19 protein-coding genes, 2 tRNA genes and 3 pseudogenes are annotated in these 19,751 nt (G+C 63.4%); 8 read left to right on the top strand and 16 right to left on the bottom strand.

Annotation, left to right across the window (positions count from 1 at the left end; genetic code table 11):
• The coding region (locus Q355_RS0105165; protein ID WP_027876814.1) for an IS5 family transposase at nucleotides 1-311 on the top strand (311 nt) is incomplete at its 5' end.
• A gap of 418 nt (nucleotides 312-729) precedes the next feature.
• Here Q355_RS0105165 and Q355_RS16385 read toward each other — a convergent pair.
• Nucleotides 730-891, bottom strand: coding sequence for a transposase (locus Q355_RS16385; protein WP_084496062.1), 162 nt, complete (start codon nucleotides 889-891; stop codon nucleotides 730-732).
• 62 nt (nucleotides 892-953) lie between these two features.
• Here Q355_RS16385 and Q355_RS16380 point away from each other — a divergent pair.
• From Q355_RS16380 to Q355_RS0105140, 3 genes and pseudogenes are all read left to right on the top strand, one after another.
• Nucleotides 954-2,035: pseudogene (locus Q355_RS16380) on the top strand (IS630 family transposase).
• 884 nt (nucleotides 2,036-2,919) lie between these two features.
• Nucleotides 2,920-3,075, top strand: coding sequence for a hypothetical protein (locus tag Q355_RS16670; protein WP_156941875.1), 156 nt, complete (start codon nucleotides 2,920-2,922; stop codon nucleotides 3,073-3,075).
• Nucleotides 3,072-4,016 (top strand): stalk domain-containing protein, encoded by a 945-nt coding sequence (locus Q355_RS0105140; protein ID WP_084496061.1) that lies wholly within the window; start codon nucleotides 3,072-3,074, stop codon nucleotides 4,014-4,016. Before Q355_RS16670 ends, Q355_RS0105140 begins: the two co-directional genes overlap by 4 nt.
• 34 nt (nucleotides 4,017-4,050) lie before the next feature.
• Here the strand turns inward: Q355_RS0105140 and Q355_RS0105135 are convergent.
• The 5 genes and pseudogenes from Q355_RS0105135 to Q355_RS0105110 all read right to left on the bottom strand — a co-directional run.
• Nucleotides 4,051-4,506 (bottom strand): annotated as a pseudogene (locus tag Q355_RS0105135) (magnesium chelatase subunit ChlI family protein); the annotation flags it as partial.
• 7 nt (nucleotides 4,507-4,513) lie between these two features.
• A pseudogene (locus Q355_RS0105130) lies at nucleotides 4,514-4,870 on the bottom strand (erythromycin esterase family protein); the annotation flags it as partial.
• Nucleotides 4,871-4,882: 12 nt separating this feature from the next.
• Nucleotides 4,883-5,245, bottom strand: coding sequence for a hypothetical protein (locus tag Q355_RS0105125; RefSeq protein ID WP_156941874.1), 363 nt, complete (start codon nucleotides 5,243-5,245; stop codon nucleotides 4,883-4,885).
• 480 nt (nucleotides 5,246-5,725) lie between these two features.
• Nucleotides 5,726-7,252 (bottom strand): ABC transporter transmembrane domain-containing protein, encoded by a 1,527-nt coding sequence (locus Q355_RS0105120; protein ID WP_027876805.1) that lies wholly within the window; start codon nucleotides 7,250-7,252, stop codon nucleotides 5,726-5,728.
• Between the two features lie 481 nt (nucleotides 7,253-7,733).
• Nucleotides 7,734-9,224: a YifB family Mg chelatase-like AAA ATPase gene (locus tag Q355_RS0105110; protein ID WP_027876803.1), complete on the bottom strand. Its 1,491-nt coding sequence runs from the start codon at nucleotides 9,222-9,224 to the stop codon at nucleotides 7,734-7,736.
• A gap of 89 nt (nucleotides 9,225-9,313) precedes the next feature.
• On the opposite strand from Q355_RS0105110, the gene Q355_RS0105105 reads away from it, so the two are divergent.
• Together Q355_RS0105105 and Q355_RS0105100 are read left to right on the top strand one after the other, a co-directional pair.
• On the top strand, nucleotides 9,314-9,610 hold the full coding sequence (locus tag Q355_RS0105105; protein WP_156941873.1) for a hypothetical protein: 297 nt from the start codon (nucleotides 9,314-9,316) through the stop codon (nucleotides 9,608-9,610).
• Nucleotides 9,607-10,509 (top strand): ROK family protein, encoded by a 903-nt coding sequence (locus Q355_RS0105100; protein WP_027876801.1) that lies wholly within the window; start codon nucleotides 9,607-9,609, stop codon nucleotides 10,507-10,509. Before Q355_RS0105105 ends, Q355_RS0105100 begins: the two co-directional genes overlap by 4 nt.
• 101 nt (nucleotides 10,510-10,610) lie before the next feature.
• On the opposite strand, the gene Q355_RS0105095 is transcribed toward Q355_RS0105100, so the two are convergent.
• Together Q355_RS0105095 and Q355_RS0105090 are read right to left on the bottom strand one after the other, a co-directional pair.
• Nucleotides 10,611-11,531 carry an aldo/keto reductase gene (locus Q355_RS0105095; RefSeq protein ID WP_051529315.1) on the bottom strand — a complete coding sequence of 307 codons (921 nt, stop codon included), beginning with the start codon at nucleotides 11,529-11,531 and terminating at the stop codon, nucleotides 10,611-10,613.
• 225 nt (nucleotides 11,532-11,756) lie between these two features.
• Nucleotides 11,757-13,187, bottom strand: coding sequence for an ATP cone domain-containing protein (locus tag Q355_RS0105090; protein ID WP_027876799.1), 1,431 nt, complete (start codon nucleotides 13,185-13,187; stop codon nucleotides 11,757-11,759).
• Nucleotides 13,188-13,346: 159 nt separating this feature from the next.
• Here Q355_RS0105090 and Q355_RS0105085 point away from each other — a divergent pair.
• Both Q355_RS0105085 and Q355_RS0105080 read left to right on the top strand, forming a co-directional pair.
• Nucleotides 13,347-13,421 (top strand) — tRNA-Cys (locus Q355_RS0105085).
• Between the two features lie 48 nt (nucleotides 13,422-13,469).
• Nucleotides 13,470-13,546: transfer RNA gene (locus Q355_RS0105080), tRNA-Val, on the top strand.
• 73 nt (nucleotides 13,547-13,619) lie between these two features.
• Here Q355_RS0105080 and Q355_RS15395 read toward each other — a convergent pair.
• The 8 genes from Q355_RS15395 to Q355_RS16665 form a co-directional block, all read right to left on the bottom strand.
• Nucleotides 13,620-14,870, bottom strand: coding sequence for a tyrosine-type recombinase/integrase (locus Q355_RS15395; protein WP_084496058.1), 1,251 nt, complete (start codon nucleotides 14,868-14,870; stop codon nucleotides 13,620-13,622).
• Nucleotides 14,851-15,090, bottom strand: coding sequence for a hypothetical protein (locus Q355_RS0105070; protein WP_027876798.1), 240 nt, complete (start codon nucleotides 15,088-15,090; stop codon nucleotides 14,851-14,853). The genes Q355_RS15395 and Q355_RS0105070 overlap by 20 nt, the downstream gene beginning before the upstream one ends.
• Before the next feature lie 285 nt (nucleotides 15,091-15,375).
• On the bottom strand, nucleotides 15,376-15,750 hold the full coding sequence (locus tag Q355_RS0105065) for a hypothetical protein (RefSeq protein ID WP_027876797.1): 375 nt from the start codon (nucleotides 15,748-15,750) through the stop codon (nucleotides 15,376-15,378).
• 202 nt (nucleotides 15,751-15,952) lie between these two features.
• Nucleotides 15,953-16,228, bottom strand: coding sequence for a hypothetical protein (locus Q355_RS0105055; protein ID WP_036258703.1), 276 nt, complete (start codon nucleotides 16,226-16,228; stop codon nucleotides 15,953-15,955).
• A 2-nt stretch (nucleotides 16,229-16,230) separates the two neighbouring features.
• Nucleotides 16,231-16,533: a hypothetical protein gene (locus tag Q355_RS0105050; RefSeq protein ID WP_156941872.1), complete on the bottom strand. Its 303-nt coding sequence runs from the start codon at nucleotides 16,531-16,533 to the stop codon at nucleotides 16,231-16,233.
• Nucleotides 16,534-16,807: 274 nt separating this feature from the next.
• Complete coding sequence (locus Q355_RS0105045; RefSeq protein ID WP_027876793.1) at nucleotides 16,808-18,316, bottom strand: DUF3987 domain-containing protein; 1,509 nt, start codon at nucleotides 18,314-18,316, stop codon at nucleotides 16,808-16,810.
• Complete coding sequence (locus tag Q355_RS0105040) at nucleotides 18,313-19,200, bottom strand: toprim domain-containing protein (protein ID WP_084496057.1); 888 nt, start codon at nucleotides 19,198-19,200, stop codon at nucleotides 18,313-18,315. Before Q355_RS0105040 ends, Q355_RS0105045 begins: the two co-directional genes overlap by 4 nt.
• Before the next feature lie 10 nt (nucleotides 19,201-19,210).
• A complete protein-coding gene (locus Q355_RS16665) occupies nucleotides 19,211-19,441 on the bottom strand; it encodes a MerR family transcriptional regulator (RefSeq protein ID WP_156941871.1) in 231 nt (76 codons plus the stop codon).
• Between the last annotated feature and the right edge of the window lie 310 nt (nucleotides 19,442-19,751).

Here is a 19,751-nt window from a genome sequence, read left to right as displayed (position 1 = left end):
TCCAAGCGGTCACCCAGGAACGGGTGGAGATCGCCTTCGTGGATCAGGGTTACACGGGGTCCGAGGCTGAGCAAGCCGCTGCCCAGGAGGGTATTGCCCTGTGTGTGGTCAAACTTGCCGAGGCCAAGAAGGGCTTTGTTCTGCTGCCCAGGCGCTGGGTGGTCGAGCGCAGTTTTGCCTGGATGGCTCGTTTTCGTCGTCTGGCCCGTGACTACGAACGTCTGGCCGAGACCCTCAAGGGGTTTCACTGGCTGGCTTTCTCCATTCTGCTCTTGCCGAAAGTCCTGGATGGTTTATGTTTGGCTTCTTAGCAGGCTCTAGCCACCTCCCGCAAACCCCGGTACCCCCAGTCCACGAAGACCTTCCGTGCCCTCGGCCAATAGTCGAGGTCCATCCCCTCCAGAAGGGCCTTCCCACCCCACCGGTCGTGCCCGCCCTCCGGGTGCACCTACACCTTCAGCCATCGGCCCCCCGTGTCCGTCAGGATCTGGCGTTTCCTCCCCTTGACCTTCTTCGCCCCGTCGTGTCCCCGGGGCCCCCCTTTTCACTCGTCTTCACCGACTGGCTATCCATCACCAGGGCGCTGGGAGAGGCGTATCGCCCCTCCCGCTCCCGATCCCACCGGGCCAGGGCTTGGACCGCCTTCTCCCACACCCCCTCCTTCTGCCACTTGCGGAAGTAGGGGTAGACCGTAGACCCGTGGGGTAAGTCATGGGGCATGGCCCGCCCCTAGATGCCGTTTTTCAGGACGTAGGGTATGGCGTTGACGATCTCCCTTCTGGGTACTTTTGCAGGGCGGCCTCCCGGCTTGGGGGCGGGGATGAGGGGTTCCAGGAGAACCCACTCCGCATCCGAGAGGTCGCTGGGGTAAAATCTTCGTGTAGAAGCCACCCTTCAAGCATAGTAGACTTTTACGACAGCCTCTCATACCAAATCTATGTAGATAATAATACATGCCGAGCAAAGCCATAGCCCTACACCCCCACCTGAGCCTGGAAGAACTCGAACAGCGCTACCGTAGCTGCAAGGATGCCAAGGAGAAGACCCGCTGGCAGGTGATCTGGTTGTACGCCCAGCAGACCCGGGAGCACCGCCCCAGCACCCTGGCGGTGAGCCAGGCCACCGGGTTTAGCCAGAACTGGGTCTACAAGCTCATCCGGCGCTACAACGCCGAGGGACCCCAAGGGCTCATCGATAAGCACCGCTACAACCCAGGAGGGGATAAGCGGGCCTTGCTGAACCAGGAGGAGCAACAAGCCCTCCGGCGGGCCCTGCAAGCGCGTCCTCCCGACGGGGGGGTGTGGACGGCCCGCAAGGTGGCCCACTGGGTTCAGGCGCACACCGGTAAGAGCATGGCCGAGGTCACCGCCTGGACCTACCTGCGCCGCTTGGGCTTCAGCCTCCAACGCCCCCGCCCCCGCCACACCCGCGCTGCGAGCGAGCAGGAGCAGGAGGCTTTCAAAAAAAAGTAGCCCAGGTGGTAGAGGCCCAGCGGCAGTTGCACCCGGATAAGCCGGTGGAGGTCTGGAGCCAGGATGAGGCCCGGGTGGGCTTGAAACCCATCCTGTGTAAGGTCTGGGCGCTCAAAGGGCAGCGGCCTCTGGCCTTCCACCGCACCCGCTATGAATGGCTGTACGTTTACCTCTTCGTGCATCCGGCCAGTGGGAGGAGTACCTTCCTGATCCTGCCCACGGTGAACAGCGAGCTCATGAGTCTGGCCCTACGGGAGTTTCAGCAGGAGGTGGACCCAGAGGGGCGGAAGGTTCTGGTGCTGCTTTTGGACAACGCAGGCTGGCACCGGGCCAAAGACCTCCAGGTACCGCCCGGTCTGCTGCTGCTGCACTTACCGCCCTACACCCCCGAGCTCTCCCCGGCAGAGCCGGTGGTGCCTTTGCTGCGGGAAGCGGTGGCCAATGAGAGCTTCCCCAACTTGGAGGCTTTGCAAGAGCGTCTGGTAGAGCGGTGTGTCTATCTCCAGGAGCACCCCGAGTTCATCCGGGGGGTGGCGGGGTTCGGGTGGATCCCCAAGGAATGACTATCTATCTAAGGTTGGTATCACCCGCCGGGCCGAGGAGCCGGGGTCGCCCCAGCAACCCCAGCACCCAGCTAGGGGCCGGTGTAGGGTTTTTGGGGACAGTTTCGAGCATCAGAGTTATTATCGCGCACTATGCGCTCAAAGGTGGATCGCAAACCCTCGTAAGCGTCTTGGTAAGCCCAGCTCTAGTATCCCATTCAAACGGATAATCTTGCCTGATGTACAAATTACACAAGCCAGCGTGACACTCGCGTGACATCCCGGATAAGACGGGGTCTTTCGCCTCCTCCACCTCCTGACCTGCAACCTCCACAGTCAAGCCGCCTTCGGCGACATCTACGGTGGCCAAAACCCAGTTAAGGTCTCGCCCCCCAAGGGCGGCGTGGACATCGCCCTCCAGCCTGCGACCGACCAGAGCCTGGGGTTGGGCGACGTGCAGCTGCCGGGAGTCGAGTACCCAAGATAAGCCGTCTGGAGATGGGACACAATCGCGTAGAACCGCTAGAGGCTACTAAGGACTGGTAGGGAAGGCTCCAAACGAAGGCAGGTGTTTTGTTTGGGGGCTCCCCTCGGGCGTGAGCGATGAGGTGTACTTTCGCCGAGCGGAGCTAGAGGTAGCGTTGTTTCGCGGCGACAGCCGGGTGGAGTGGAGTTTCGTAGTGCCCTATTTAGCCCTGCTGCCCTTGGATGCAGCGCAGCGGAAGTACAAACCCGCGCGAGGTGGCCTGCGCATACCTGGATCCCGAGGGCAAGTACCATTTACCCCATAATCGGTGGATTTCGATCTACCAAGCCTCAAGCTGAGTGGGGTCGGCAATGTCTTCAAGCACGTTCCTAGCAGCGCTCAGATCAATGGGTCTGGGAGCAGCGGGATAAAGGATACTATGAGCTGGAGTGATCTCCGATTGGGCCTCACCTCGAGTTCCGGCTTACACTGGAGACAGACCGCGCCCGACGTAGCCGAGGACTGCGTGACCGCCAAGACCCAGGTCACCTCGACCAGCAGTGGCTCAGAAGAGGTGTACATCCGCTTGCAATGATGCGTGCACTCCTCGCCCCAGCCTTCCTGGCCGCTGCCCTGCTCTTTCCTGCAGCGGCTTCCGCGCAGAACGTGGGCTGCTCCACCGGCCCCTTTCTGAAGGTGGCCGACCTCTGGCTGGTCTACACCCGGCCCGGTCTCTTCCTGGAGACCGGGCGGTTATGGGCGCCTGCGCGCTACCTGGCGGCGGTGGCGGGGATGGGCTTCGCGGCTGACCCGATGGGCTCCCGCATACAGCTATCATTTGCCGGGCACACCCTGGAGTTTGGCCGCGGCAGGGGTTACCGGGTGGATGGACAACCCGGTGCGTTCGAAGTCAGCCCGGTAGTCAGGGGGGGCCGGGTTGTGGTCCCGGTGCGGGAGGTGGCCCGGGCCCTCCGGCTCTCGCTGCGCTGGGATGGGGCCTACAAGGCGGCTTTTCTCGGGGGAGCGGGGCTGGCCCGCGAGCTACACGGACGGAGTCCCTCGGCCCGCTTCTATTTGGTAGATAACCACCGCGCAGCCCTTCCTGCGGTGCCCGAGATCCCAGGATTGGTACCCACTGCCTTTTGCTGGCACTGGAAGCGCGGTTTCTACGCCTCCCCTCAGGTGAACGCCAAGACCGTGGATCTCGCCAGGGAGAGCGGGTTCCGGCTTCTCTGGAGGCGTACCCGGAGGCTTCCGGAGCGGACCTTCGTACTGTTGGGGCTGGGCGCGGATGATCCAACCAGTCCTCTCAGGTACTTCGTGCGAGGCTACGGCCAGTACGGCTTCCCCTATGTCAATGAGGGCTTGGGCGGGAGGGATCCAAACGACCGCGAGTACTGCCGCCCGAAGGGCCGCTCTGGGGTGCTGTGCGAGGTCGGGCCGGTGCTCTACTCGGAGCCAGAGCCTTACCCTAGGGAGCCAAGGGTTATCATCGGCGCCCCACGTTTCGCGTTTGCGCGGGTGTACCGCTTTTGATGTAGCCTGTTCCTCCAAGGTAAGGTGCTGATCCTTACCCCAAACTCCGCCGGTAGGTCAGCGCCTCGGCCAGGTGGGCTTCCTGGATGGGTTCTGAGTTCGAGAGGTCGGCGATGGTGCGGGCTACCCGGAGGATGCGGTCGTAGCTCCTTGCGGTGAGGGCCAAGCGTTTAGTGGCCGCTTGCAAGAGGGCTTCACTGGAGGGGGAAAGCACCGTATGCTGCCGCAGCGCTCTACCGAAGAGTTCGCTATTGAGCTTCCCCTGGCGGGCCTTCATCTTTTCCCTTGCCGTCAGCACCCGTTCTCGCACCGCGGCGGTAGGCTCCCCTTCGGAGGCGCGGGCGAGTTCGGCGGGGGTGAGCCGGGGGACTTCCACCACCAGGTCGAAGCGGTCGAGCAGGGGGCCGCTGATGCGGTTCACGTACCGGGTGCGCTGGCTGGGGGTGCAGCTACAGGGTCTTTCCGGGTCGCCGTGCCAGCCGCAGGGGCACCCCTCCTCATCGCGGGTTGAGGGGCTCAGCCGCAGTGGTCTTGTCGATGAAGAGCAGGGCGTCGAAGTAGGTGGGGAGGGTGGCCGGGCTCGAGCCGACCAGGGGGAAGGGGAAGTAGCCCGACCCGATGGCCTTGATGAGCTGGGACCGCCGCAGCCAGCGCCCCAGCGGGCTATCGGGCCGCTCCGCGCGCAGGTCGAACAGGAAGTCCCCGCCGAAGGCCCGGTGGAAAGCGGAGTCGGCGGTGCCGGGAAGGGTGGGAAAAACCGGCATAGCCACCCGCTCCTGGCCGACCCCGGGTAGCTGCGGCCACATGGCCAGCACCGAGCCCGAGTAGAAGGTGGTGGCCAGGACGAAGTAGCCCCTGCCGTAGCGCTAACGCAGGTACCAGCCCATCGGGGACCCGCGCAAGGGGTAGATGGCCCGCTCGCGGAAGGCGACGTGGCCGTTGTGCGCCCACAAGACGGCCTTGCGTTCGGGGTACTCCTTGCTGCCGTGCGACCCCTCGCCCAGCCCCACCACCCGTGCCTCCCCGACCAGCCGGCGCAGGTAGGCCTTGTCGGCCGGGCTGAGCGCAGTAGGCGAGCTGCTGATGCGGTGGGCCTCAGCCCGGAGCTGGGTGACGACGGGCCGGTTGGCCCACTCCAGGCCCAAGCCCACCAGCAACGCCAGGGCGCACAGGACCAAAAAGCCGCGGAAGGATCCTAGAAAGCGCAGGATTCTCCAGAAGCGCTGCAAGATTCCCTCCAATTGGGGTCAGCCATTTTTCCCCGGACCGTTGGCACATGCGGTATAGCCGGTGCAGCCACAGGTGCAGTTGGTGCCGCAGGTGTCGTTCGTGCCAAAATCAGAGGCTGTTCTAAAAGTCTCCCATCAGGCCTCAGACGGCCCTAGCCAGCTGCTTCACCAACAAGCGTAGCATGCCCAGGTGCCCAGGTAGACCCAGGCCTCGCTCACCCGGGGGTTTCCCTCGTAGTTTGAACCCACCCTCCCGCGGAATCTCGGGTACCTCCTCTCCCCCCGCACCCCCGCGTAAGGACGGGCTACCCCCTCCAGCTCCAACCCCAGGGAGGAGGCCAAGCCCCGAAGACCCCGGTACCCCAGTCCACCAAGAGCTTCCGCACCCGGGGCCACAAGGAGAGGTCCATCCCCAAAAGCAAGGCCTGCCCGCCCCACGTGTTGTGCTCGTTGCCCAAGTGGCCGGGGTGAACACGGCCGCTACGGGGAGTCCAGCACCTGCGGGCCTGCCAGCTCCACCACCCGGTCGAAGCGGCTGTGCAGCGTCTCATCCCCGTGCAGTACCACGACCAGGGCCTTTCCTGCGGTCCGGCGCAGGATGAGCTCGAGCACCCCCTCCCGGCTCTCGGAGTCCAAGTTGGCCAGGGGCTCGTCCAGAAGGTAGAGGTCGGCCTCTTCGCAAAGCAGCACGCCGATGGCGGCCCTCTGCCGCTGCCCCGAGGACAGGGCCTCCGGGCGGCGGTCCTCCAGGCCCTCCAGCCCCAGTTCCCGGCGGATCCCAGCGTCGGGAACCAGCTCGCGTACCGTCAAGGGCGGCAGCTCGGGGGGAGCGGTGAGCGCGGCCACCCGCGCGGGCCGCACCACCTCGCCCTCCTTTGGGGCCAGATACCCCGCGAGCACGTGGAGGAGGGTGCTCTTGCCCGCGCCGTTGGGGCCTACGAGCAGTAGGCGCTCGCCTGGGCGGATTTCCACCCGCGGTAGCTCCAGCAAGGCCCCGCCCGCGTAGGTCACCCCCACCCCCTGGAGTCGGGCTTCGGCGGCCAGCCGCGCATAGGGGTCGGGTGCGGAGGAGAGCAGCCCGTGGACGCGCTCGAGGACCTGCGCGTGGCGGTGGAACTCGGGCACCCTGCGCAGCAGGGAAAAGGTGTTGTTCACCGCACGCCAGAAGGCGTTGACGAAGGCCAAATATCCGCCGAAGCTCAGCACGCGGACCAGGACGAAGTAGCCGCCCACGACCAGTGCGAGCGTGTTGGCCAGGTTCATGAACACGTCGCTCCAGGCCTGTTGGGCCCCTATCAGCCGGTGACTGCGGTAGGTGCCTTCGAGGTAGGCGCTCAGGGCCTCCCGGTTAGCGGCCAGAGTCGGGCTGAGAAGACGGGGTAGGCCGCGTAGAGCCCGGAAGGCCTTGAGCGATTGGGAGAGGACCTCGAGGTAGCGGGCCTCCGCCTCCCGCTCGTCCGTGGTCGCCTGGCGAATCCTCGTCCCGACCCGCTGCGCGACCCACAATAGCGGCGGGACCAGTATCGCCAGGGCCAGGGTAGCCTGCCACGACAGGTACAGCAGCACCCCCAGGAAGGCCAGGGTCGCCAGGGCCTGGCGGGCCACGTCAACCAAGAGGGAAACCGCAGGGGCCAGCCCCTCGAGGACGTCCTGGTGAACCCGGCTCACAAAGGCCCCGGCTCCCTCGCGGCTGAAGTCTTGCCAGTCGAGGCGGAGGGCCTGGGCTAGCAGCCGCCCCTCCACATCGAGCGCCACCCGGTTGACGAAGGCCTTCTGCCAGAGCGAGACGGCCCAGAACAGAGCAACCAGGCCCAGTCCCAAGGCGAGGTAGGCGAGCCCCAGGAGCCCGAAGCGCCGGAAGTCTTGCGTGATCACCGCCTCGTCGAAGAGCCACTTGAGCATTAACGTGTGGATCAGGGCCTCGGCCGCGCTCACCAGGCTGCTAACCGCCAGCAGGCCCAGGAACTCGCCTCTGCGCCCCTCCAGGAGGTTCCATAACGTCTTCATCGGGCATCACCTCGCCCAGTATAAAGTCGGCGGGGCCGGGGCTCGCCACCCGGTGCAGCACCCGCAGAACCCCAGCGCCACCGAACGCATTACCTGCCGCTCACGGGCAGTCAGGCTATCCGGGCCTAGCATAGGAATTTTGTGGAAACCCCGACCCTGCGCGACCTTCCGCAACCCCTCGAGGACATCCTCCGGCCTGGCCGAGGTGGCTAGGATCCCCTCCGGCTGCAAGTCCATCAGGTCGCGCAGGTAGTGGGGGGAAGGGCATTGGGTCACGATGAGGCAGGGCCGAGGAAGCTGGGCCAAGCCCCACAGCGCGAAGCCCCAGGTACGCCCAGCACCAGGTGGACGGGGCGGGAAAGTTGAGCGGACGCCAGGAGGGTCTGGCCGTGGAGCCGTAAGGTCTCTACGCCGCTATGGCATAGCATACCGTACTCATTCTAGGAGATCCGGAGCTAAGCGGCTTGTTTGGATTAAGCCCTCACCCCAGACTCCGCCGGTAGGTCAGCGCCTCGGCCAGGTGGGCTTCCTGGATGGGTTCTGAGTTCGAGAGGTCGGCGATGGTGCGGGCTACCCGGAGGATGCGGTCGTAGCTCCTTGCGGTGAGGGCCAAGCGTTTAGTGGCCGCTTGCAAGAGGGCTTCGCTGGAGGGGGAAAGCACCGTATGCTGCCGCAGCGCTCTACCGAAGAGTTCGCTATTGAGCTTCCCCTGGCGGGCCTTCATCTTTTCCCTTGCCGTCAGCACCCGTTCTCGCACCGCGGCGGTAGACTCCCCTTCGGAGGCGCGGGCGAGTTCGGCGGGGGTGAGGCGGGGGACTTCCACCACCAGGTCGAAGCGGTCGAGCAGGGGGCCGCTGATGCGGTTCACGTACCGGGTGCGCTGGCTGGGGGTGCAGCTACAGGGTCTTTCCGGGTCGCCGTGCCAGCCGCAGGGGCAGGGGTTCATGGCCGCAATGAGCAAAAACCGCGCCGGATAGGTGAAGCTGGCCCTGGCCCGCGAGATGGTGACCACCCCATCTTCCAGAGGCTGGCGCAGCACCTCCAAAGCGTCGCGGGAGAACTCGGGAAACTCGTCTAGAAACAGTACGCCCCGGTGGGCCAGCGAGATTTCGCCCGGCTTGGGGATGGTACCACCCCCAATCAGCCCGGCATCCGAGACGGTGTGGTGGGGGCTGCGGAAGGGTGGGGTCTTGACCAGACCCTTCATCAGGCGCCCCGCGGCAGAGTGGATGCGGGTCACCTCGAGCGCCTCCTCATGGCTCAAGGGGGGCAGCAGCCCCACCATCCGCTTGGCCAGCATGGTCTTGCCCGAACCGGGCGTACCGCTCATCAGCAGGTGGTGGGCGCCCGCAGCGGCAATTTCCAGGGCCCGCTTGGCTTTGGCCTGGCCTTTCACGTCGAGCAGATCGAGCGCGGTCTCTGGGGCCTCTGGGCCATCGCTATAGCGGGCCTGCGGAAGGTCTTCCTGTCCCAACAAAAAGCGCACCAGCTGCGCCAGGCTGGCCGCACCCCACACCTCGACCCCTTCGATCAGGGCGGCCTCCTCGGCAGAGGTCTGGGGCATGAGCAGCTTACGGCCCTCCTGCAGCGCGCCCAGCGCCAGGTTTACCGCCCCCGGAACCGGGCGCAGCTCGCCGTCCAGGCCCAGCTCGCCCGCCGAGGCAAAGCCCTGCAGGGCCTCGGGGGGGATGGTTCCCTGGGCACACAGCAGCCCCAGGGCGATGGGCAGGTCGTAATGGGTGCCCTCTTTGCGCAGTTCGGCTGGGGCCAGGTTGATGACCACCCGCCCCTGGGGATAGGGAAAGCCCGCATTCTTGAGGGCTGCCCGCACCCGTTCCCGTGACTCTTCGACGGCCTTGTCCGGCAGACCGACCACCGTGTAAAAGGGCATCCCCTGCGAAACATCCACCTCCACCGTGATGGGCTGGGCCTCGAGGCCAAACAGACTGTAGGTTCGTACTTGCGCCAGCATAGCTACCGCCCCCTAGCTTAGCCGGAAGGTGTGCAAAAGCTGGGTAATTTCGGGCTTAGGCCGCCTTAGAGCTGTTATGCTATGGGCCAATGAGCGAGCCTCAGCCGACTGCCGACAACCCCAAGCCCACCCGACCCCGGCGGATGCGGGGAGAAACCTGGTACGTTCTGTTCCTCTCGGCGCCCCGACTCATCGCCGAGGGCATCCGGGTGCGGCTGGAACAAAGCCGTATTCCAGTTCACCTCGAGACCCCCTTTACCGGCTTTGGCCTGCCCGAAGCCTATGTGGGCACCTACACCGGGGACGTGAGCCTCTGGGTGCCCGAGGTGCTCTACGACGAGGCGGTCTTGATCATCGAGCGCGACCATCAAGGAGAAGCATCATGAGCGTAGTGGGGATTGACCTGGGCGGAACCAAGATTATGGCGGGGGTGCTCTCGGAGGGCAGCATCAAGGCCAGGGTAACCGTGCCCACCCCGGAAGAAGGCGGCCCGGCCGTGATCGAGGCCATGGCCCAGGCCGCTCAAGCCGCCATAGAAGCCGGGGGTGTTGCTGTTCAGGCCATTGGCCTGGGCACCCCGGGGCCGCTGGACTTCAAGCGCGGACGCATCAAGTTTGCCCCCAACATCGCCAATTTCACCGACTTTCCCATCGTGGAGCGGCTCGAGCAGGCCACCGGCTACAAGGTCTATATGGAAAACGACGCCAACGCCGCCGCGCTGGCCGAACACAAGCTCGGCGCGGCCCAGGGTGCCGAAAGCACCCTCTACATGACGGTCTCGACCGGAGTGGGGGGCGGTTTTGTGTGGGGCAACAGGGTGCTGCGGGGTGTAAATGGTCAGGGGGGCGAGATTGGGCACATCACCATGCAGCCCGGCGGCCCCCTGTGTGGTTGTGGGCTGGACGGCTGCCTGGAGGCGCTGGCCACCGGCCCGGCTATGGAGCGCATGGCCCTGGCCGCCTTCCAGCGCGAGATGAACACCCGCGAGCTGTTTGCCCTGTTTCAGCAAGGCGACCCCAGGGCCAGTCGGATCGTGCTGCAGGCCGCGAGCTGGGTGGGCATCGCCCTGGCCTCGCTGGTCAAGTGCTACGACCCCGAGGTGGTGGTGCTGGGGGGCGGGGTGGCGCTCAATGCGGGCCAGGGCTACCTGGACGAGGTGCTGCGTTCGTACCAACGCTATATGGAAAACTGGATCGCCCCGCCCATCCGCCTGGCCCAGCTAGGCAGCGAGGCGGGGTTGCTGGGCGCAGCCCTGACGGCGGCCCTCGAGGTGGGCGAGGCTTGAGGCTTGGCCAAGAGACCCCAGGTTGGGTATATCGCACTCTTCTGTGCTGCGCCGGACAAAGCAATCAAGTTTTGAGCAGCTCAATATCTGTGAAGAGCGCTCTAGCCGCTCAGGTCGTCCAAACGCGCCATGTGCTCATCGGAAAGGCGAATGCACAAAGCCGCTGCGTTGCCCTCGGCTTGCCGTGCGTTTTTTGCCCCCGGAATGGGCAGGGTGCCTTTTTGAATGCACCAGCGCAGGGCCACCTGGGCCGGGGTAGCACGAATGGTTTCGGCAATCTCGGTCAGGCCTTTTAGCAGCAAAGGAATCTGGGCCTTACGAGTCACGTAGCGCTGGGCCCGGTAGCGGCCTGGCGGGGGGTTCTCCAGGTTGTACTTGCCCGTCAGCCAGCCCATGGCCAGCGGGCTATAGGCCATGAGCACCATGCCTTCGGCCTGCATGGCCCGCAAAAGGCCGGTCTGCTCGGGCTTGCGCTCGAGCAGGTGGTACTCCACCTGGTTGGCCGCCAGGGGGACATTGTGTTTAGCCAGTACCCGGGCCACACGCTCGAGCTGATCCAGGTTGTGGTTGGAGACCCCCACCGCCCTGGTCAACCCTTGTTCGTAGGCTTCGACCAGCGAAAGCGCCCACTGCTCGAGCGGTACCGGCTTCCAGGGCCAGTGCAGCAAATACAGATCCAGCTGGTTCATCTCCAGGCGCTTCAGGCTGTTTTTGAGGGCAGAGAAAAGCGTCTTGCGAGAAAAGCGCCAGGGATAGGGAAATAGCTTGCTGACTACCAGGGGCTTGGGCTCATAGGCTCGGCGATAACGGCCAATCAGCCTTTCCGAAAGGCCAAAACCATAAAACTCGGCCGTATCAAAAAGCCGCACCCCGCCTTGCAGGGCAGCCCGGTAGGCGGCCTCGGTATCGCTTTCCCGGTAGCCATTGCCGTAGCCCCAGACCAGCTTGTCGCCCCACTGCCAGGTACCAATGCCCAGGGGTGGAATAGCCGGCAGTCCCTTTATTTGAATCAGATCGCTCACACCTCGAGCCTACCCTGCCCAGCAGGCCCCGGTATGTGATACCGGATTCAAAAAGATAATCTTCAAACAAAAAGCGCTAAGAGGCTATCTTTTTGAATCCTAGAGCACACCCCTCGCTGCGCTCGGCGAAGAAAGCGTATCCCTTCGGTCGGGTTAGTTCGTCACCGTTCGGTGACGAACTAACCGAATCTGGTATGAGATATAGCCAGGTTTACCGCAGGCAGGCTACCCCTGGGCCACATCAAAATAGGCTTCCTGCAGGCGATCCACAATCACCTCGAGGCCCTTGTCAATGGCCCGATCCAGGTTCTCGGCAGGGATCAGCGGAACCCCTGCGCCTCGAGCCAGCTCAATGAGATGCTGCTGGATCAGGCGAATCTGGTCGAAGTGCTGCGTATAAGCCCCACTGGTACGCGAACCCTTGGTCTCACGCTCACGCAAGGCAAAGCGGTCACGGTGCAGGGCCTCGTCCTCGAGCACCAGCATAATTGGAATCTGAATGACCTCGTTCTGGTACTGGTGGGTCATGTAGCCCGGCACCACATGCACGCCTTCTACTACCAGCGAGGTTTTTTCTCGGGCGCTGCGCTCCTGGATGGCCCGCAGACCCACCGCTACCCTCGAGACCTGGTCGCGAAACCCTTGCATGACCAAAGCCGCGCTGGGTTCGGCTTTTTGTGGTGTGGTCAGCACCCGCCAGGACTCAAAGCTGCTGGTGTGCAGGGTGGGCAGCAGGTCTTTGGGAACCGTGGCCCGCAGTATTTCCCGCACCGCATCGGTAGAAATCATCCGGGTAATGCCCAGCCGGTAGGCCAGCGCCGAAGCCAGCACGCTCTTCCCCACTCCGGCCACCCCCCCAATCAACAGGTGAACCGGCTTAACCGCCCGCCGAATACTCCGCAACAGATGGTAGCGGCGGGCCACCTCCTCCCCTGCTTCCTCCATCAGCTCTTCTGCCACAATTTTACGCAGGTGGTCGCGCTTGACCACCGTCGAACCGCTGTCGCGCAAACGGCGCTCCACGTCGCGGGCCAGGCGGTAAGCCGCATCGGGCGAAAGCCCTACCGCCATCACCGACTGGGCCAGCACCCCTTTGGAAAAAGGCACCCGTGGCTCGCCTTCACCTTCCTCGACAAAAATTTCCCCTGCCAGCGCTTGCCGCCCTGCATAGCGGTTTCTTGCGGCTGGCCCATACAGCCCTTCAATTTCGGCAATAATGCGCTTCTCTAACTCGTCGGCATCTATCAAGCGCACCCCGCTGCGGCGCAAGCGGCTTTCCAGCGAACGCGCAATGGTCTGGGCCTCGCGCATAGAAAACCCCGCGTCTTCCAGGCTGCGCACCAGCACCCCTTTGGAAAAGGGCCGACGGCGATACCCCTCCCTGACCACGATGTCTTCAAAGGCCTGGGTCTGGCCTCTGAGGCGCTCGGCCATCTCTGGCCCAAAGTTTCTTTCCACCTCACTAATGAGCAGTTTCTTGAGAGCCAGGGCAGTAATTTCAGGCTTCTTGCGGGAACGCAACTGTTCCTCGATGGTATGGGCTAGCGACATGGCCGGCTCCATCTTCAGCCCTGCCATCATCATTGACTCGACCAGCAGTCCCTTCGAAAAAGGCCAGCGAAAGCCCCCTGGCGTTTTAATGAATACTTCGCGCACAGTTTAATCGTACCCGAAAAAGGTTTGACACACCCTAGCGCAAGTGCTAACCTAACGGTTGCTGAACCACTCGAGGCGGCCCGATGGACGCAGAGGGTGTAGGTCGGGGCAGTTTTAGCATGATCAGGTTCCGACCAGTGCGTCTCGAGGGACGGGCGCGGCGCTGTAGCCAAGTGGTAAGGCAGAGGTCTGCAAAACCTCCATTCACCGGTTCGAATCCGGTCAGCGCCTCCAACGTTTTCCGCTTTTTGCGAGAAAACCGAGGCCAAAAGCAGCACGAGCGGGCGCGTAGCTCAGATGGCTAGAGCACTACCTTGACACGGTAGGGGTCGCTGGTTCGAGTCCAGTCGCGCCCACCACGTCCCAGACGCAAAAACCCATTATGCAAAGAGTGCATAATGGGGTTTTTGGTGCAACCGTGGTGCAACGTGCCTAGTTCAGCGTGCGGGGGGAGGGGGTCAGAAGCTCGGTCAGGGGCAGGGCCACCTCTTCAAGCTCCCACGCTGCGACATGGCGGTAAATGTCGAGCGTGACGGAGGGGCGGGAGTGCCCCAGGCGGCGGCTCACCAACTCGATTTGCCGGGTCTTTTGCGCGAGTAGGGTAGCGTGGGTATGGCGCATCATGTGCGGGCTCAGGTGGGGCAGCATGACCACTTCAATGGCCCGTTTCACTTCCTCTTCGGGTTGCCCCCGCATGGCCTTTCTAAGCTCTTTGCCCCGCTTCGCATTGTGGGTCTTGATGATTTGGCTTATGTCCCGGTTCACGTTGCGGGGGTGAAGGGGATGACCGGTGCTCGAGGCAAACACCAAGCCCGAGTCGTGCCACTCATTACCCAGGATGCGGCGCTCTTCGCCTTGCTTGGCCTTCCACGCCTCCAGCACAGCAGCCACATCCGGCCCGAAGCCTATCACCCGGCGGCTGGCGCGGGTCTTAGGTGGGCCTATGTGGTAGCTGCCTCCGACGGGCACCAACACCTGCTCTACCCGCAGGGTGCGGCTCTCGAGGTCAACGTCTTTCCAGCGTAACCCTAGCAGTTCCTCCCGGCGTAGCCCGGTGGCGAAGCCCAGATATAGCAGCGGGTACAGGCGGTAGCCCCGGGCGGCTTCCAGAAACCGGGCCACGGTGGGGGCATCCCACGCTTTGACCTTGCGGGTCACGGGGGCGGCCTCGAGCTTCACCGGACGGGCGGGGTTGCGGGGGATAAGCTCTAACAGCATGGCCCGCTCTAAAGCAGCCTCTAACGTGCTCAGCACCTCGCGGCGGTAGGAAGGGGCGAGCCCCTTGCTTTCCAGGAAGCGCAAAAAAGTGTGTACGTGCCCCGGCCTGAGCTTGCGAAGCTCTACGCTGCCCAGGTGTTGGGTGATGTGCTTGGCGTGGGCCTCGAGCTTGAGCCGGTAAGTGGGGGCGGATTGGGTTGCTTTACCTCCAAGCCATATCCCCAACCACTCTGCAACCGTCGTGCGTTCATGGGTAGCGAGCATCCCTTGAGCAGCGGCTACCTGAAGCTCACGGGCTTTTTGTGCGGCCTCTTCTGGGGTGCGCCCCGTCACCCGGCGGCGGTCGAGCTTCCCGTCAGGACGGCGGCCTAGCGTTACTTGGATGCTCCAAGAATTGCCGCGTTTCACGGGTTTAGTGCCCAAGCCGTTGGCTCGCTTACGAGGTTCAGGCTTGCTCTTCGCCATCTCGCACCTCCAACGCCCCGAGCACCTCGAGCCCCTTGAGCAGCGCTTCACCGCGTTGTGTGGGAGTCATCCCCTCGAGCAGCGCCAATACCTCCCTACGCAGCCTCACCCGTGGCTTTGCGCTCACCTCATCCGGCCCCAGGGCCTCCACTCCCAACACAGCTAGGCGGCGCTCTTTTGGCGGTCGAACCCTCCCCACATGATGGTTTTTGTCTGGCATAAGGTCATTATAGCATCGTGGGGCTCGATAATGATATTTCCCTAAGCGGAAAGGTGCCCCCAAGACACAAGCCTAATGCGTACTAACGAATATAAGCACGCTTTTGTCTAGCCAGATTTAGACGTTGGGATTTGCCAAGATTTACCACAAGCGCATAGGGCTAGTGCAGGCCTCAAGGGGTTATAAATCCCGTCCTGCTCGGGGCTCTTTAGGGCGACCGCATAAAACGAACGATAAGGCCCCTCGAGCGGGGGGCCTAGTGGTAGACACTGGGGCTACAACCCCTCAGTTCAGCCGGTGGGTACCCTCGAGCCGGGCGGTTATCACCTCGCGGGTCATCTCGAGCTCGAACATTACCTTGAGGGCTTCGGCTATCGCGGTGACGGCTCGCGGGTCGGAAGGGTCGGCGCGTTGCGTGGCAAGACGCAAAAAGCGCAGCCCCTCGAGGATGGCCTTCTGCACCTCGCCTACCCAGTCCCCCTCCAGGGCTTGGCGCTTCTCGCGGAAAAAAGCGGCAAGATGGGGGTCACGGTTCAATCGGGCGCGGTAGTTGCGCAAGGTTCGGGGGCTGATTCCGTACTTGCGGCAGGTTTCCAGGTCGCCAGCGGTCACAGCTTCAGCCAGGATAGCGGCGGCGCGTTCGTAGTTGAAGGTTGGCATGGTCGCTAATCTCGGGCGTACCCATCGGGATAAACCACGATGTGGGGCAAGCCCTCCTCAATGGCACATTGGCGGGCGGCCTCTATCTCTTCTGCGCTTGGTGACAGCACCTCGCCATCACCCCCTGTGTAGGTGACAACAATCACCGTCGGTGTGGCTTCGCCTAGAAGACGCTCCAGCTTGTTTAGTAGGTTCGAGTCCATCACATCACCTGCCTTAGTCGGGCATCACCCATCAGTTTCAAGCGCTCCTCGAGGGCCTTCAGGCGGTTCTCGAGGTCGCCCTGTTCTGTGGCTTTGAGATAAGCTCCGGCGGCGGTCGCCAGGGCGCTAATGGCTTTCAAGCGGATGTTCTCGTCTAAAGTCCTGTCCTGGGCGATGTGCTCAGCCTCGAGCAGCATCCCCCACAGCACGGCGCGGAGCTGTCCTAAATCGCCAGGTTTACGGCGGCGTAAGCGCTTGGGTTTACTCGCGTTCATCGTCACTCCTCGATGGTATCCCCTCCCCTAGCCGTGCAGCGCCCAAGGGTGGCAGCTAAAAACACTGCGGCCTCCTCCAAGGAAGCCAACACCCGCACCGTGCCCTGCGGGTCGGTGATGGACACCGTGCCGTTGTAGGGGGGCAGAAACTTCAACAAGTACCACGTGCCGCCAATCTTGAAGCGGTACAGGTTGCCAAAACCCCCCTCGTCCACCATAGCCACCCTTGAGCCTCGAGGGGGTAGCTCCGGTACCCGTTGCCAGTGGGTGGGACACCCTGAAGGGTCGGGGTCACGGGTTGGCATCTCTTTACTTGGAAAATGCACTGACGCACTGACACTCGAGGGGTTTTTCTCGTCCTGTACGGTGTTAGTGACCGTCATTGTATGCACTGATGGCACACTGACACTCACTGCACGCAGGGGGGTGGTGTCAGTGAGTGTCATTGCGGTGTCGCTATGCACACTGACGCTCGTTTGCTCCGTCCTGGACGTATTTTCTGCCCTTAGCGTCAGTGTGTCAGTGCTTTTTGAGAGTAGAGCGTGCACAAGCTCGAGGGCTTGGTGAGGGTCGGTCAGGTTAGGCATGGCTACCCTCCCACAATCGGGGGTTGGGAATCCAGGCTTTACCGTCCCGGCGTATCCACCCCCTTGCTTCGAGTTCTCCCAAAGCCCGCTCAACCGCGCCAGGGTCGTTTAGTCCCTTCCAGTTACTGCGCTGGATGTCCCGGACGGTGAAGCGCTCGTAGGTGAAAGCGCTCTTGGTCTGGGTGCGCTCGAGGATGCGCTTAGCGAGGGCGTGAGCCCCTTGAATCTCCGGGCGGATGGCCTCCCACCAGGTGTACAGGGCGTGGTCACGGTACAGGTTAGCCAGGGCGATAGCGCGGGCGGTGCTTAGCGGGCGGATGTGGTGGCGCGAGTCCTCCACTGCCTCGCGCTGTGAATCCCCCCACCGTTCGGCAAGCTCGAGCAACATAGCCAGCTTTGCCACCAGCCCCCCTTGCTTCTCGAGTAGCGAGCGCTTGAGGGTGGGGGTGCTTGCTTGACGGCTCTCCCTGGCGGTCTGCTCTTGCCATTGCAGGTACAGCTCTTGGGCCTCGGGTGAGAAGGTCATCACCGGGCGGGTGATACCAGGGCGCAGCTCTACCTGGGGGTAGCTCAAGCCGTGGTTGGTAATCTGCCACAGGTTTTGTAGCAGGTTGGCGTAATCCGCTTGCAAGGTGTTGGGCGGTCTGACCGTCCGGCGGTATTCGGGTAGCTCCCCCACCGCGAGCAGTTGGAAGCGGTGCAGTAACCCGTCATTGTTCCAGCCCTTGGCGGCCTCGAGGATGTAGCGGCGCAGGGGGCCAGGTTGCGTCCCGCCAATCAGAGATAGGGTGCACATGGGCAGGTAGTGACTGCCTCGCTTGATGCGCTTGACCGTGTGGGGGCTAAGCCCGTTCCATAGCTTGAGATAAAACTGCCGCTCCCCGCTTTTCTCCGGGCGCTCCCAGGATGCCACCAGCCCGAGTAGCTCATCCTGGAAGGTCACCAGTCCCGAGGGGTTGTGCTCGAGCAGGTCGGCGAGTTTCTCCGGCGTGATGTCGTGGCAAAGCAGGGCCTGCTCAGCCGGGGGGTGCAGGTCATCCTCGGTCACCGGGTCGCCCTTCTTGCGGTTGCGGCGGTCTATCTCCCACTCATCCTGCGCCCGTTGATTCTCGCGGTGTAGCTCGGCCTCAATCGCGTGTACGGGGGCAAATGCCCGCTCCATCACCGGGCTCTTTTTGCTTCCCGGCTCCCCTACCAACAGCCCCCACAGGTTGCCGGCCTCGAACCAGCCAGGGTCGGCCTCGGGGTCGGGGGCTACCAACACGCGGTTGCCTACCACCCCAGCCAGGGCGACAAGCGCGGCGGTAGCGGTAAACTCCACCGGTGCGTTCATCCGCTCGGCGGTATCCACTGCCCAGGGCCCTAGCGGTTGAGGAAGCAGCTTTAGGGCATCGAAGCTCGGAAGGGTGGGAACCTCGAGCCCGTCTAGCGGCTCAGGGGTGGGCCATACCTGCTCAGGCGTTACCTCGAAGGCTTGGGTGAGCAAATCGCGGGCGGTCACGCAACACCCCCTGCTACCATGTCCAACCAATCGGTGCCGGCCTGCGGTGGAGTAGCCAGCCGAACCCTTCGGTTCTCTCCGAGTAACCTACGGGCCAGGGCGTTAGCGGCCTCGAGGCCGGCCTTGTCATGGTCAGCCGCAATCACTACCTCGAGGGCCTCAGCCGGTAGCTGTACCCGCTCGAGTCCGATAGCGCTTACACAAGCCCATACGGGCCAGCCGGTGGCTTGGTGGACGGCAAGGCCAGTTTCGATACCCTCGGCCAGGGCCAGGGGTGTACTGCCCTCGAAGGGATAAAGCCGGATACTCCCACCCAGGGGGTGTGTGCCCTTCGCTAGGCGCTTACTAACCCGTCCTGAGCCATCAGGCAGCAGTTCGGTTATGTGCATCCCACAAAGCTCACCCCTGGCATCAAGGACGCGGGCGAGCATGAAGTGTTTGCCTTCCCAAGTCGCCAGCCGCAGGGTCGGGGGTGGGGTGATGCTCAACCCTCGAGCACGTAGGTATACCCTGAGCAGGGGGTGATTGGGCGTTGCCCTATCCCACCACTTTTGCCACTTCTCGCGGGCCTCGAAGGGGGTTGTAGGGCGCTCAGGGGTAGGGGTTGAGCGGTAGTAGCCAGGGGCCAGCCAGGGCTTGCTACCCCCCGAGTACAAATCCCGCCAAGACAACCCGACAGCCGAGAGTATCGCGTCAGGCGAGCAGCCGGCGAAGCAGTAAAGCAAAACTTTACCGTCCACCGCGCGAATGCTCAGGCTTGGGGTACGGTCGGGATGAGCCGGGCAGCAGGCCAGCCACCTACCCTGTCCGGCGGGGTGGACGTTAGCCAGCCGCGAGAGTAGCGTTTCCGGCTCGGGGGTGCTATACTTTACGTAGCGTCGCACAGCACACCCCCTAACCCTCAGCCCCGCCCTGCATGGCGGGGGCTTTCAACTCGGCCCGGAGGTCACAGCGCTTGTGGGCGGCTTGAGAGAGAAAGTCGTCTACATCCGCCCTCCTTACAAGGTAGCGAGTGCCCACCCGCACATGCGGCAACCGTTTTGCCAGCGCATAGGCCACATCCCGTGCCAGGCCATACTCTCCTCGAAGCCCCGCCACGTCCAGCAATTGTTTTTTTGGTTCCATAACCCCTCGATTGCGCGGGGGTGCAGCAAAAACCCCCAGCGCTAACGCTGAGGGCAGCAGCGGTGATTTTCCCTCGCCCAGGGCTCCCGTCCTCTGGGGCTCTCCGCTGATCGACGCTCCCAGCTTGCGCTTTGCGCCAGCCACCTGGGCCACCGGGCTGGGGCACCTACCAGCAGATGGATAAATTCTATACCAACCCGCCACTTCCTGCAACCTGCAACAGTCACCTATGCCGTTAGGCAGCACAGATGCGTTCTCCCCATGTGGTGCAACCGTGGTGCAACCGTGGTGCAACGGGAAGGGTAAAGGG

Source organism: Meiothermus cerbereus DSM 11376, from assembly GCF_000620065.1.
In the GTDB taxonomy this organism is placed as follows: Bacteria; Deinococcota; Deinococci; order Deinococcales; family Thermaceae; genus Meiothermus; species Meiothermus cerbereus.
Note: the sequence above shows the minus strand (reverse complement) of the source record. Positions and strands in the feature narration are given on the sequence as shown.

Coding starts and splice junctions, on each gene's coding strand:
- Q355_RS16670 (WP_156941875.1), top strand. CDS start 2,920: ATGAGCTGGAGTGATCTCCGATTGGGCCTCACCTCGAGTTCCGGCTTA.
- Q355_RS0105140 (WP_084496061.1), top strand. CDS start 3,072: ATGATGCGTGCACTCCTCGCCCCAGCCTTCCTGGCCGCTGCCCTGCTC.
- Q355_RS0105120 (WP_027876805.1), bottom strand. CDS start 7,252: ATGAAGACGTTATGGAACCTCCTGGAGGGGCGCAGAGGCGAGTTCCTG.
- Q355_RS0105110 (WP_027876803.1), bottom strand. CDS start 9,224: ATGCTGGCGCAAGTACGAACCTACAGTCTGTTTGGCCTCGAGGCCCAG.
- Q355_RS0105105 (WP_156941873.1), top strand. CDS start 9,314: ATGAGCGAGCCTCAGCCGACTGCCGACAACCCCAAGCCCACCCGACCC.
- Q355_RS0105100 (WP_027876801.1), top strand. CDS start 9,607: ATGAGCGTAGTGGGGATTGACCTGGGCGGAACCAAGATTATGGCGGGG.
- Q355_RS15395 (WP_084496058.1), bottom strand. CDS start 14,870: ATGGCGAAGAGCAAGCCTGAACCTCGTAAGCGAGCCAACGGCTTGGGC.
- Q355_RS0105070 (WP_027876798.1), bottom strand. CDS start 15,090: ATGCCAGACAAAAACCATCATGTGGGGAGGGTTCGACCGCCAAAAGAG.
- Q355_RS0105065 (WP_027876797.1), bottom strand. CDS start 15,750: ATGCCAACCTTCAACTACGAACGCGCCGCCGCTATCCTGGCTGAAGCT.
- Q355_RS0105055 (WP_036258703.1), bottom strand. CDS start 16,228: ATGAACGCGAGTAAACCCAAGCGCTTACGCCGCCGTAAACCTGGCGAT.
- Q355_RS0105050 (WP_156941872.1), bottom strand. CDS start 16,533: ATGCCAACCCGTGACCCCGACCCTTCAGGGTGTCCCACCCACTGGCAA.
- Q355_RS16665 (WP_156941871.1), bottom strand. CDS start 19,441: ATGGAACCAAAAAAACAATTGCTGGACGTGGCGGGGCTTCGAGGAGAG.